The 14,177-nt window shown below is 47.2% G+C and carries 9 protein-coding genes and 1 other annotated feature; all 9 genes read right to left on the reverse strand.

The window, feature by feature from the left end:
* Positions 1–20: 20 nt before the first annotated feature.
* Positions 21–707, reverse strand: a complete 687-nt coding sequence (locus B4C70_RS08420) for an ankyrin repeat domain-containing protein (protein WP_053453972.1) — start codon at positions 705–707, stop codon at positions 21–23.
* 18 nt (positions 708–725) lie between these two features.
* Positions 726–4,325 carry a DUF5057 domain-containing protein gene (locus tag B4C70_RS08425; protein WP_290778395.1) on the reverse strand — a complete coding sequence of 1,200 codons (3,600 nt, stop codon included), beginning with the start codon at positions 4,323–4,325 and terminating at the stop codon, positions 726–728.
* A gap of 83 nt (positions 4,326–4,408) precedes the next feature.
* Entirely contained in the window at positions 4,409–5,641 is a 1,233-nt protein-coding gene (locus tag B4C70_RS08430; protein WP_290778398.1) for a bifunctional folylpolyglutamate synthase/dihydrofolate synthase, read from the reverse strand.
* A 54-nt stretch (positions 5,642–5,695) separates the two neighbouring features.
* Positions 5,696–8,332, reverse strand: a complete 2,637-nt coding sequence (locus B4C70_RS08435; RefSeq protein ID WP_414654452.1) for a valine--tRNA ligase — start codon at positions 8,330–8,332, stop codon at positions 5,696–5,698.
* Positions 8,333–8,382: 50 nt separating this feature from the next.
* Positions 8,383–8,612, reverse strand: a binding site (T-box leader).
* A gap of 54 nt (positions 8,613–8,666) precedes the next feature.
* Positions 8,667–9,977 (reverse strand): glutamate-1-semialdehyde 2,1-aminomutase, encoded by a 1,311-nt coding sequence (gene hemL, locus B4C70_RS08440; protein WP_290755011.1) that lies wholly within the window; start codon positions 9,975–9,977, stop codon positions 8,667–8,669.
* Entirely contained in the window at positions 9,974–10,963 is a 990-nt protein-coding gene (gene hemB / locus B4C70_RS08445; RefSeq protein WP_023468970.1) for a porphobilinogen synthase, read from the reverse strand. Before hemB ends, hemL begins: the two co-directional genes overlap by 4 nt.
* Positions 10,960–11,640: a uroporphyrinogen-III synthase gene (locus B4C70_RS08450; RefSeq protein ID WP_214852997.1), complete on the reverse strand. Its 681-nt coding sequence runs from the start codon at positions 11,638–11,640 to the stop codon at positions 10,960–10,962. The genes hemB and B4C70_RS08450 overlap by 4 nt, the downstream gene beginning before the upstream one ends.
* Complete coding sequence (hemC, locus tag B4C70_RS08455) at positions 11,630–12,556, reverse strand: hydroxymethylbilane synthase (protein ID WP_290778403.1); 927 nt, start codon at positions 12,554–12,556, stop codon at positions 11,630–11,632. Before hemC ends, B4C70_RS08450 begins: the two co-directional genes overlap by 11 nt.
* 83 nt (positions 12,557–12,639) lie before the next feature.
* Positions 12,640–13,980 carry a glutamyl-tRNA reductase gene (gene hemA, locus B4C70_RS08460; RefSeq protein WP_035406423.1) on the reverse strand — a complete coding sequence of 447 codons (1,341 nt, stop codon included), beginning with the start codon at positions 13,978–13,980 and terminating at the stop codon, positions 12,640–12,642.
* Positions 13,981–14,177: the final 197 nt, after the last annotated feature.

Raw genomic sequence — 14,177 nt, forward strand, 5'->3', positions numbered from 1 at the left:
GAGGGGCTCTTCGTTATTGCTTAAAATGTCGTAGCGCGATACATTTTTGCGATCTTCTTTACTTGTTTTGTTTCCACTTTTGCCTCGTGCTGCTTTAACAATTCAAATAAGTCTTTTCGATTTTGCTTGACTGTCTCATAAATCGGACGTTCTTTTCCTAGGTTTGGATCGGCACCAGCCCCTAGAAGTAACTCGATGACTGTCTCATTTTGATCAAGTGTGGCATAAAATAAAGGTGTATGACCGTACGCATCGATTCGATTTAAATCTTTAGACGTTGCGCGCTTAACAAGTAAAGCATACGCATCACTGGAACGATTCACACTCGTTGCCACATGAAGGACAGATTGTTTTTTCTGATTTAACTGATTAACTTTTGCTCCCTTTTTAAGCCAAGTAGCCACTGTATCCCGAGGAGCAAATTGAGCCGCATAAAACCAATTCATTTGATTTTGAGATGTCTTAGAATCTAATAGCAATTCAGCCTTTTCAAATGCAAGCGTCTCTTGAAAACGACCAATATAACGATTTTTTTCCGATGTAGACATGTCTGAACTCTTTAACGCGGATGCTAATTCCGTAGGCTTTTCTGAACGTAACGCCTGTTCTAGTTCAGTTTTTCGATTCGATTGGATGACGTAACTTGTAACTCCGACTCCAGTCAAAATCACGATCAACAGGATGACAACGATGCGTTTTCGTTTCATATCCAACTTCCCCACTTTTTAATATACATCTCCATCCAAGTCGGTTGATCCTGAATCTGAACCAATCGTCACCTTGAATGTTGTACTCAAAGGTGTTTTCTGATCATTTTTCAAGACTTCCAACACATCTTTATTTTCTTTTAGCACAGTGACTTTAATGCGAGCCACACCAGGACGTAACGGTTGCAACGCTTGGCCCGTCGGATCGATTTTGACGTACTCTTTCCCTTGCGTCACTTCCATCCGGTAAAATCGTTCAGTCGTCGTTTCCGGGAACCATCCTAAGAGTGGTCGTTTGTTTTCATCCTTCATCGTCATGATTAAATCATCAGCTGTTACGCTGGTCGGGTTCTCACGGACTCGAACGAGTGTCTTTGCTACCGTATCTGGGAAATCCGTCAACGTGAGTAATGCTTCGACAACTCCATTTGGAGTACCGGTCTTACCTGTGATCGTATAACCGTTCGCTGTCGGTATCAGTTCAATCGCACTACTCAACGTAGACGTCGTAAATGGTAACGGGTAATTCGGTTTGAATGTTGCCGTCACATCCTGTTTTGATCCGACCCAGAGTTCAAGATTACTTGGGGCGACCGAAAGTTCCGGTAGCTTCACTTGAATTGTATAGGTCGTAGACTGGGCAAGATATGTTGAACTTCCTGCTTCTGCCGGAACGACAGCTTTAACTGTGATCGTTCCAGGTGTTTTCCCGGTCAAATCTAATGTGTTTTTCGTTAAACCATTCGTTTTGACATGCGAATCATTCGTGATGATCCATTGAATCGGTGTCTCGATTCCTGAAATCATCGAAGCGAGTCCCGTCATGGATTTCGTTTCACCAACGTACAGTGTATCCGGTACGTTTCTTACAATCAGTCCACCAAATACATCATTGATGACAAGATTAGATGTCGTCGTGAGTTCTTTTCCATTACCTACAGGAACGACTAATTTGATTTGTGTCGTACCGACTTTTTTCGGTTTAATGACTCCTGCTTCATCGATTGAGGCAATCGTCGGATCGACGATTGACCATTTCAACGTTCCGTATTGGCTACCTGTCGGATTAATTTCTGGCAAGACTTTATAAGATGGTGTCGTGATATCCATCTTGACGGATGGAATCTTCGCACTTGTCGCAAATGCCGGTGTCAATGCGTAGCCCAGTGTCGGAAATGCTTGTGGATCATTATTTACTGTCGTTAGTTTATCTGAACGATTTGTTTCATTTTTATAGACATTTTTAGTTGATGTTAGCACATTATCTTTTTTATCGAGCGTGTAAATGCCCGCAGATTCTTTAGCTTTTACTTTTACTTTAAATGTTATTTCTGATTGTTTAGCTACCCACTGCCCTTGGTAAATGCCGTCAAGTGCTTCATCGTATTCAATATTTGGTGCGTAGCCTTTTATAGACTGTCCAGAAATAATAGCATCCTTTAACCCACTAGTTGAAACTACTTCTAAATTACTCGGTAATTTTTCATTGAACAGTATATTTTCCATCGTCACAGAAAATTTCCCTTTGATATAGCCATTCTCCCCAATAGCTTCTTGTTGCTTCATCGGTGTTGTTTTAATGGTATATGAAATTTCAGCCGTCTCACCATTAGGAATAGTAGCCGGATCAATAGAACGAGATAATACGAAAGGAGCAGAAACAGCAGGTCGAACAACTTGAACGGTCCGTGTCTCGATTGCCTTAGCTCCCCGCTGATCCTCTGCTTCGATTCGAATCGTAACATTTGTTTTACCTTTTAATTTTGATTCGAAGGATTGACTGACGAACGAGTTATTCTTCAACTTATTGTTTTCAAAGACTTTCTCATTATCAAGATAGATCCGTGTCTTTAGCTCACGATCTTGCAGATCGTAATCATTGATTTGATACGAGATCGTCAACGGTTCATTCTCGAGGTAACTTGATTTATCCGTTGGTAAGATGTTCTTGATGAGCGGCTTATGGTTTGCACCGATGAATGCGCGATACATCGTGTTCGAGAACAATTCTTTTTCTTGTTGTTGATTAAAGCTCGAAGTATGTCCTGCTCCGGAATACGTAACATTTCCTTTGGTATACATATAATAGTGGTTGCGCGCATCACCAATTGTTCTTCCGGCAGCCTGATTCGAACTACTGAGGTTGTTTTCACGGATGTTATACCATGGAATCAAGTCCGGTTGTTCAAGATCTAGACCAAAGTATTGATTGTGTGTCGTTGCGATAGCAACCGTATCAGCTAAGGCAAATGGATAGGAAGTCATGACCCCGGCATTTTGTTTGACTGCTTGACCAGATTTGCGAGGTGCTGAATATCCCATATTCGTAAAGTTCTTTTGACCAGCGAGATCGGCAAATTTCGTTTCCCAGAACAGCTCTGGTTTACTAGATTGAGCTGGTCTGAAGATCGTGTCGTGCGTCAACATCAATCCTTGACCCGTATTCGTAAAGTCAAGGATGGCATTCGATGCAGGATCACTGAGTGCAGCAGCACCATAAGAATCTTGAAAACCAAAAATCAGCATGTCGTATGCTGTATTGAGATTTTTCGTCGTGTATGTTTTGTTAAACGTGTCCGCAGAAATGACTTCTACATTGAAATCATATAACCCATCTTGTTTTAGTAAAGTTCCTGAGTTCATAAAACCGTTGATTGAACCGTTCGTTCCGGAACGCGTGACTTGTAGAATCTTCGCTTCTGCCACTTGGTCTTTCATCAAGAAGCTTCCTGTCTTATAATCTGTGAGTCCGTCTTCACTTACGATTTTAATCATCCAGTTCCGTGGTCCTGTATAACTCGGTGCATCAAATTGATAGGACAAGGAGCCAGAAACCGTCGCTGGTTTTTCATCGACCTTTTCAGATTCCTCAAACTGGTCATTACTATTGAAATCAATATACAAATGGACACGTGTATTAGCCGTAGTTTGATCAAGCGTAAAATTAAAATCAATTGGTTTATCTGGTGAAGCCGGTGCTGCTTTATCCACCGATGTTAACGATTGACCAGCCTGCGAAACCGCTACTTTGCTTAAACGAGGTCGTTCAATTTTTTCGGATTGTAATCGGGAGACGACCTGTTTTGAATCCGTATAGGCAATCGCAGCACCAGACGTCATGCTTGGCTTAAAAATCGAAGTGAAATTACTCGTTGCATGTGTTAACACATCAGCGTGTAAAAAGACGGGTAATCCTTTTTGAATATAGTTCGTCAAAATCTCATTCGCTTTTAACTGCGTAATATCATTCTCAATTTTACTCGTATTATGTTTTTTGGATGTATCAGATACTGTAATCGAATAACGGTCTGTTCCAGTAAAAATAGATGGATCAAAAACGATTGCATCAAATGCGCCATCAAGTGGAAAACGAGACGCATTTAGTTCTTTGACCGTCATCATCTTGATTTCGTATTGACTGGTATTCAACTCTTTTAACAGTGACAACGAAGTGATTGTCGTTCCCGGATCAATCCGGTTCGTCGTCGACCAGTCATCACGAATCTCTAAAATCTTGAACTTTTCCCCTGTTGCCGCTTTTGAATGCGGTTCATGTATATACGTAAAGCTTGAAAAAATCAGTAAGCTTGCTACTAACAAACGGACCCACTGTCTCATCGCTCATCGTCTCCTCATCATTTCGTTGAAATCCGGGACTATACTTCCCCAATTTCATTATAACGAGCGAAATCGCATTTTCCCTATTTTGTAAAAGAGTTTGTGTACATTTGACGCACTTCACTGATGAAATAAAGTGATCCCGTCACGACATATGTTCGATCTGCGCTTAAGTGACCAAAGAATGCTTCGACCGTCGTTACGTTAGCGCCTTCCTTTTGCAACTCATCCATCGTCCGCGCTCGCGGGAAATCAAATGTCGTTTCGTAAATATCCGGTGTAATGCTACGTAACTGCGTTAGCATCGCTGTCCGGTCTTTGTCACGCAAAATCGAACAAAGTAACGTTACCGGTTTTGATTCCGCTTTTAACCGTTCCACAAGTGCCGTGATGCCTTCCGGGTTATGGGCACCATCGAGAATGATTCGTGGTTTGCGTGAGATAATCTCAAACCGTCCCGGATGTTTTGCTTCCCGTAGTCCTTTTCGGATTGCCGCTTTCGACCACCCGAGTCGCCGCGCACAGATGACAGCATTCGCCGCATTATGGACTTGATGGTGACCTTCTAGACCAAGACGTGTCTCCGGAATCCCATCATATGTCGCCCAGGTACCTGTCTCTTTCAGACGGTAACGGATGATCGCTTCCTGACTCCATTTCAACGTCGCATTTCGGTCCCCGCAATACGCCATTAACGGTACCGTCAGCTCTTCCTGCAGTTTTCCCGCGATGACCGGTGTCCCTTGTTTGATGATCCCGAACTTCTGTAAAGCAATCTCTTGGAGCGTATCTCCGAGAATCGCTTGATGATCGTGCCCGATCGACGTGATGATCGCCGCGACCGGCTTCTTGAAGACGTTCGTCGAATCATACAAACCACCGAGTCCAACTTCATAAATGACGAAATCGGGACGAATCTGATTAAAATAATAGAAAGCAAGTCCCGTTAATGCCTCGAACTCAGTGACCGTACCGAGTGCCGGATCGATATGCTGGATGGCAGCTTGAACGGCGATCGCAGCAGCGACGAGATCATCTTCTGCGATCGGTACCCCATTCAACATGATCCGTTCCTCGAACTGAATGATATACGGCGACGTGAACGTCCCGATGCGTAATCCTTCCGCAATTCCCATCTCACGTAAGAACGCAACCGTCGATCCTTTCCCGTTCGTGCCAGCGACATGAATCGTCGGAATCGCGTCCGGGTCAATCTGTAATTCCAGTAACATCGCCTGCATCCGTTCAAGACCTGGTTTGACGCCGAATGCTAGTAAGCTCGATAACCAATCCAATACATCTTCTCGCGTCCTCATGTTGTTCGCTCCTTTAAAAAAAGTGGCTCAAGGAAACTTGAGCCACTGCTGTAATTAGTGTGAGAGTTCGTTGATGCGTGCTTCGACAGCTTGACGTTTTTCCGTATAATCAAGTGCCTTCGCTTTTTCTTCATCAATGACATGTGCTGGTGCTTTGCCGACGAAGCCAGGGTTGTTGAGTTTTTTCTCGACCCGTTCAACTTCTTTCGTATACTTGACGAGTTCTTTATTCAAGCGCGCGATTTCTTCCTCGATGTTGATCAAGTCCGCGAGTGGGATGAACAATTCTGCTCCCGTTACGATCGCACTCATCGCTTTTTCTGGTGCTGGCATCTGTTCTTCGATTCGAAGTTCAGATGCGTTCGTGAACTTTTGCAAGTACGAGCTGTTTGACGACAAGTCGTCTTGAACGCGTGCGTCATTCGTCGAGATGAACAGTTGGATCTGTTTCGACATCGGTGCGTTCACTTCCGCACGGATGTTACGAACCGAACGGATAACGTTCTGAACCGCTTCGAATGCTGGAACAGCTTCCGGGAAGTCGAGTGACGCTTCGCGTGTTGGCCATGCAGCACGTGTGATCGTCTCGCCTTCATGCGGTAAGTGTTGCCAGATCTCTTCCGTGATGAACGGCATGAACGGGTGCATCAGACGCATGATTCGGTCGAGCGTGTACGCAAGAACTGAACGCGTCGTCTGTTTCGCTGCTTCATCTTCCCCGTTGAGCGGTAACTTCGCCATCTCGATGTACCAGTTACAGAAGTCTTCCCAAATGAAGTGATAAAGAATACGTCCCGCTTCACCAAACTCGTATTTGTCAGATAAACGCGTTACGTCGTCAATCGTCGTCTGTAGGCGTGTCAGAATCCATTTATCTGCGAGTGACTTCTCGCCTGTCAAATCGATCTGATCAAACGTTAGACCATCCATGTTCATCAAGGCAAAGCGGCTTGCGTTCCACAGTTTGTTCGAGAAGTTCCATGTTGCTTCGATCTTTTCCCAGTAGAAGCGGAGGTCGTTGCCTGGTGTTGATCCTGTCGTTAAGAACCAACGAAGAGAATCGGCACCATACTTCTCGATGACATCCATCGGGTCGATTCCGTTCCCAAGTGATTTTGACATCTTGCGTCCTTCCGAATCACGGATCAATCCGTGGATCAAGACGTCTTGGAATGGACGTTGTCCTGTAAATTCGTACGATTGGAAGATCATCCGTGAGACCCAGAAAGCGATGATGTCATAACCCGTAACGAGTGTCGATGTCGGGAAGTATTTTTGATAATCAGCAGCGTCCGTGTTCGGCCACCCCATCGTTGAGAACGGCCAGAGCGCTGAAGAGAACCATGTATCGAGGACATCGTTATCTTGCTCCCAGTTCTCAATGTCAGCTGGTGCTTCCTTGCCAACGTAGACTTCACCTGTTTCTTTATGGTACCAAGCCGGTATCCGGTGTCCCCACCAGAGTTGACGGCTGACACACCAGTCACGGATATTTTCCATCCAGCGTACGTACGTGTTTTCAAAGCGTTGTGGAACGAAGTTGACCTTGTCTGGTCCTTGTTGCTCCTCGAGTGCTTTTTGCGCGAGTGGCTCCATTTTAACGAACCATTGGAGTGAGAGATACGGCTCAACGATCGCGTCTGAACGCTCCGAGTGACCGACAGAGTGCAAGTGTGGTTCGATTTTGATCAAAACACCTTCTGCTTTTAAATCTTCAATGATTTGTTTCCGGCATTCGAAACGATCCATGCCTTCGTATTTCCCTGCGTTCTCGTTCATCGTTCCGTCTTCGTTCATAACGAGGACACGTGGTAATTCGTGACGGTTACCGACTTCAAAGTCGTTCGGGTCATGTGCTGGTGTAATCTTAACGACACCTGTACCAAACTCCATATCGACATAGTCATCGGCAACAATCGGAATCTCGCGACCAACGATTGGTAACGTGATCGTTTTTCCGACGAGGTGAGCGTAGCGCTCATCCTTTGGGTTCACGGCAATCGCTGTATCGCCGAGCATCGTCTCAGGACGTGTCGTCGCGAGTTCAACGTGACCTGAACCGTCTGTCAGTGGATAGCTGAAGTGATAGAAGGCACCTTCGATATCCTTGTAGATGACTTCGATATCCGAGATCGCTGTTTTCGTCGCCGGGTCCCAGTTAACGATGTATTCGCCACGATAGATCAAGCCTTTTTCGTAAAGTTTCACGAAGACTTCTTGAACTGCTTCCGACAACCCTTCGTCGAGCGTGAAGCGTTCACGCGAGTAATCGAGTCCAAGACCGAGTTTTGCCCATTGTGCACGGATCGTTGACGCATACTCTTCTTTCCATGCCCAAGATTGCTCGAGGAATTTCTCACGACCCATTTCAAGACGTGATTGCCCTTCTGCCCGCAGTTTTTGTTCGACTTTTGCTTGCGTCGCGATACCGGCATGGTCCATTCCTGGTAGATAAAGGACGTCGAATCCTTGCATCCGCTTCATCCGTGTCAGCATGTCTTGTAACGTCGTGTCCCACGCGTGACCAAGGTGCAATTTACCTGTGACGTTCGGTGGTGGAATGACGATCGTGTACGGCTCTTTTTCTGGATCCTGATCGGCTTTGAAATAGTCACCTTTCACCCAAAAGTCGTACCATTTTTCTTCCGTTGCCTGCGGATCATACTTCGTTGGCATTGATAATTCCTGCATCCTGATCGCTCCCTTTTTGTCCATAATAAAAACGGCTTCTCTCGTCCTATGCTAAGGACGAAAGAAAGCCGTTGCTTTTTTCCGCGGTACCACCTTAGTTCATCCAAAATCGGATGCCCTCGAGCCACGTAACGTGTGGAGGACGGATATCGCTCGTAAGACTCACGATACCAGCTCGTGGGGTGACCTTCCTCCTGTTCGCCCGTCACATCTTTCAGCCAAGGATGTGTTCTCTACACCGGTACGAATACAAGACTACTCTTCCCGTCATCGCTGTTGCCATTTTCTTCTTTACTCATTTTAGCCGAGAGTTCAAGCAATCGTCAAGAACTGCTTAACGACCAAATTCAACTTGGAGTTCCTTGAACGTCAATTCGACGGCTTCGATCGTCCGCTCGATGTCTTCATCCGTATGAGCGATCGACAGGAAGAGACCTTCGAATTGTGATGGTGGTAAGAAGACACCTCGCGCCGCCATCTTTTGATAATACGAACGGAACATCTCAAGGTTCGATGTTTTCGCTTTTTCGAAGTTCGTGACGCGTTCATTCGTGAAGAAGACACCGAACATCGCGCCTGCACGGTTCGTCGTCAGCGGAATGTTGTATTTCGCCGCAGCGTTCAGGTAACCTTCCGACAAACGGCTCGCTTTCCGGTCGAACTCTTCATAGTGCTCTGGTTTCAATTGTGTCAATGTCGCTAGACCCGCTGCCATCGCGAGTGGGTTCCCGGATAATGTACCCGCTTGATAGATTGGACCTTGTGGTGCGATCTGTTCCATGATGTCACGACGTCCGCCGTAAGCCCCGACTGGCATGCCGCCGCCGATGACTTTACCGAGACATGTGATGTCCGGTGTGACACCGAAGTGTCCTTGCGCACAGTGGAATCCGACACGGAAACCGGTCATGACTTCGTCAAAGATCAATAAAGCGCCGTTTTCCGACGTGATTTCCCGTAAGCCTTCGAGGAAGCCTGGTTCTGGTGGCACGAAGCCCATGTTCCCAGCAGCCGGTTCGACGATGACACCGGCGATATCGTCGCCGTGTTTTTCAAACGCGATCCGGACAGCATCCAAATCGTTGTACGGAACTGTCAGCGTCATGCTCGCGATTTGCGCCGGAACGCCTGGTGAATCTGGTAATCCGAGTGTCGCGACACCTGAACCTGCTTTGATCAAGAGCGAGTCACCGTGACCATGGTAACAGCCTTCGAACTTGAGGATTTTCGTCCGACCTGTGTAGCCACGTGCGAGACGAAGCGCTGCCATCGTTGCTTCAGTCCCTGAGTTGACCATCCGGACGACTTCGACCGACGGCACCCGACTGATGACGACTTCCGCCATCGCTGATTCGATTTCCGTTGGTGTCCCGTAGCTCCAGCCACGTGTCGCTTGTTCTTGGATCGCTGAAGTGACGATTGGATCGGCATGACCGAGAATCATTGGTCCCCATGACAGGACATAATCGATATACTCTTTTCCGTCGATATCATAGAGCTTTGATCCTTTCGCATGATCTGCGAAAATCGGTGTCATCCCGACCGATTTATAAGCACGGACCGGACTGTTGACACCACCTGGCATGAGCGGGAGTGCCCGCTCGAATGCTTCTTTTGATTTTGAGTTCTGGTTAATTAAGCTCATTTCGACCCCTCCAGGTAACGACAAATGTCTTTTGCGAAATAGGTGATAATTAAATCAGCGCCTGCTCGTTTAAAGCCAAGCATCGTCTCAAGGACGATTCGTTCTTCGTCGATCCAGCCGTTCAAGGCAGCGGCTTTGACCATCGCATACTCACCCGATACGTTATACGCAACGATTGGTAGATCGATTCGCTCGCGCACATCACGAATGATATCCATGAACGCAAGTGCAGGTTTGACGATCATGAAGTCAGCTCCTTGATCGACGTCCGCTGTTGCTTCGCGGAACGCTTCGCGACGGTTTGCTGGATCCATTTGATAACCTTTCCGGTCGCCTTCTCCCGGTGCCGAGTTTGCCGCGTCACGGAATGGGCCGTAATAAGCAGACGCGTATTTAACACCATAGCTCATGACCGGAATATGGCTGAAGCCGTTCTCGTCTAATCCTTGACGAATCGCTGCGACGAATCCGTCCATCATCGATGATGGAGCGATGACGTCGGCACCTGCTCGAGCTTGTGAGATGGCTGTTTTGACGTGAAGCGGTAATGACGCATCATTATCGACCGTACCGTCGGCGACGATTCCACAGTGACCTGTCGACGTATATTCACATAAGCATGTGTCGGCGATGACCGTTAGCTGCGGGGCAACCTTCTTGACGAGACGTGTCGCTTCTTGAACGATCCCGTGATCGTGAAACGCACCTGATCCTTGCTCGTCTTTTAAGTGGTCGTGCGGGACACCGAATAAGATGACAGATTCGATTCCAAGTGCGACGACTTCTTCAATCTCAGCCGTCAGATGGTCGAGTGATAAGTTGAAGACGCCTGGCATCGAACTGACTTCGCGTTTAATGTCTTCGCCTTCTGCAACGAAGATCGGATAAATCAAATCTGATTTATGCAACTGGTTCTCGCGGACGAGTGACCGGAGTGATGCGGTATGACGTAAACGACGGTGACGTGCGTATTCTAATGTGTTCATGCTGATTCCTCCTCAATGATACGATCAATCATGCCGTCCACCGTGAATTCACGGGCGACATGGATCGGTTGAAGTCCGGCTGCTTTTGCTGCTTGCTCCGTGATCGTCCCGATGACGATGAAGGTCGTCTTCGGGTCTAGCGGAGCAATCGCTTCGACAGCGGAAGGACTCTGCAGTCCAATATAGGTGGCATTTCTGATAAGAGCTTCAGGTAGTCGACGGGTGACGGTTTCATAGGTGATGATATCCTCGATCGTATATCGATTCAGTTTTCGTAACTGATCGACCGGTGCTTGCCGCGAGCGGTTCCCTCGCGCAAAAACGATATGATCGCCGTCAGATAAGTGTGGTACGAGTTCTGCGACGAGTGCATCTCCTGTAAAGGTCGACGGACAGAAGTCGGCTGTTCGACCGTACTTCGCAAGTGCGTCTGCCGTCTTTCGTCCGACGACCGCGATACGCGTTGCTGCTAATTCAGGCAATGCATCAGCAATCCGGTGGACACCATTCGGACTCGTCACGATGAGCCAATCAATTCCCCTTGGCAACGTAAACGAAACCGGTCGCGTTTCAATGACAGGATAGTGCACTGACTCGATCGCGACGGCGCGCAGTCGCGCCATCTGCTCGGTCGTCGGTGGTCGACTGCCCGTGAAGAGTACCTGCTTACAAGTCATCCGGAAGTGTCGCGAGAATCTCACGACCGCCCGAAGCAAGCAGACGTTCGGCAACGTCTTGACCGAGTTGCATCGGGTCAAGACCTGATTCGCGCTCGATTAGGATTTGCTCTCCATCGACGGATCCGATGAATCCAACAAGTGTCGTTGACATGTCTTCGTTAATCGTCGCGAATCCACCGACCGGAACGTGACAGCTACCTTCGATCGCCGCTAAGAAAGCGCGCTCTGCGTATGCCACTTTTTCTGTCATCTGATCATGGATCAGGTGCAGGAGATCACGTACTTCTTGATCATGTTCGCGACATTCGATACCGAGGATTCCTTGACCGACAGCTGGAATCATGTCTTCTGTTGAAAGATATTCCGATACGACATCTTCAGACCAACCCATCCGTTTTAAACCAGCTGCTGCAAGCAGAATCCCGTCAAACGGACCATTTTTTAATTTATCAAGTCGTGTATCGATGTTCCCGCGAATCGATTCGATTTTTAAATCAGGGCGGAGTTTTAGCAATTGTGATCCACGACGTAAGCTGCTCGTGCCGACAACCGCACCTTCTGGCAAGGAAGCAAGACCTTCTCCTGTTTTCGTGATCAAGGCATCACGCGCATCGACACGCGCTGGTGTGGCACCGATGATGAGACCATCCGGTAGTTCAGACGGTAAATCCTTCATGCTGTGAACAGCAAAATCGATTTCTTCGTCAATCATCTGCTGTTCGATCTCTTTTACGAATAATCCTTTACCGCCGACTTTAGAGAGCGTCACATCCAAAATGCGGTCCCCTTTTGTGATGATGTTCTTGATTTCGAACTCATACGGCGCGCCGGCTTGTTTCAACTGGTCAATGACCCATTTCGTCTGTGTCATCGCTAGCTTCGAGCTTCGCGATCCAACAATGATTTTTCGCATGCTAAAATCCCCCTGTACAATGATAAAGGGGCGGCACAAGTCCGCCCCATGCATTTTCTATTGTAACACAAATCGTACTTTGTTCACCGGTTCACAGCTTTTGCTGAAGGTGTCGTCTCTTCTGACGTCACGATTTCATCTTCGAGCCCATCGAACAAGTCTTCGTTTAATGCGAACGTATCCATGAACTGCGCAATCCGCTCATCGGCATCCGGTTTCGCTGCCGCATCTTTAATGTAAGATAGCGGTTCACGCAACAATTGATTGATGATGGATTTCATGTGTTTACCAATGACGGTTTTTTCACGTTTTGACATCTCCGGTAATTTCCGTTCCAAGCTTTGCATCGTTTCTTGTTGAATCCGCAATGCTTGGTCTCGTAATTCCGTGATGATCGGCACGACACCAAGTGTCGTCATCCACCCTTCGAACTCAGCGATTGCCGCTTCGATTCGTTGTTCGATTTTCGCCGCTTCCTTCATCCGTTCCGCCATGTTTTGCTGGACGATCGATGTCAGATCATCGACATCATATAAATGAACGCCTGGCAAGTCACCAACGGTCGGTTCGATGTCGCGCGGTACTGCGATGTCAATCAACAAGAATGGACGATCGTGACGGAACAGCTGTGCTGCTGCGATGTCTTCCCGTTTGATGATGGCGCGTTTTGCACCTGTTGAAGAGATGACGATGTCTGCCCGAAGCAAACCGCACTGCATTTCATTAATCGAATGCGCTGATCCTTCGAACCGATTCGCGACCTCTTCTGCTTTGGCGAGCGTCCGGTTAAAGACCGTGATGTCACGAGCTCCTGCTTCATATAAGTTGAGCGTCGTCAATTCGCCAGTTTCTCCCGCACCGATGACGACAATCGATTTATCTTCAAGCGATCCGAGTAACTGTTCGGCAAGCGTGACGGCAGCAGCACTGACAGAAACGGCATTTTCACCGATTCCAGTTTCTGCGTGAGCCCGTTTGGCGAGCGTGACCGCTTCTTTGAAGAGTTTGTTAAAGACCGTTCCTGTCGTTTCAAGCTTCTGTGCCATGAAGAAGCTTGTCTTGACCTGACCAAGGATTTGCGTTTCACCGACGATCATTGAATCAAGACCACTTGTCACGCGGAACAGATGTTTCATCGCATCGAATCCTTCATGGATGAAGAGATAGGGCTCGAGCTCTTCCATCGTCAAACCAAACCAGTTTGCAAGGAAACGTTTTGTATAATACCGTCCTGTATGTGGCTGATCCGTCACGACGTACAGTTCCGTCCGGTTACATGTCGAGACGATGACACTTTCAAAGATACTTTTTTCATCGCGCAATGCGACGACCGCTCCCTTCATCTCATGCTCCCCAAATGAGACTTGTTCGCGTATTGATACAGGCGCTGTTTTGTTATTCAAGCCGACCACTACGATATGCATACGCTCTACCCCTTACGTCCAAAGATTTCGTTCCGATCTATCTTTTCGTTCTCTATCCTACATTATAACCATTATAAAAAAGATTCCAATCAATTTATAAACTAAAATGAGTCGAAGTTGTGAAATCTTCTTCATTTTTTCTCTTCTTCTACCTTATCCCTCTCCCGTAAAAATCACAAACCCTCTGCTCCTAAAAA

The organism is Exiguobacterium sp. UBA5002, from assembly GCF_002396765.1.
Classification (GTDB): domain Bacteria; phylum Bacillota; class Bacilli; order Exiguobacteriales; family Exiguobacteriaceae; genus Exiguobacterium_A.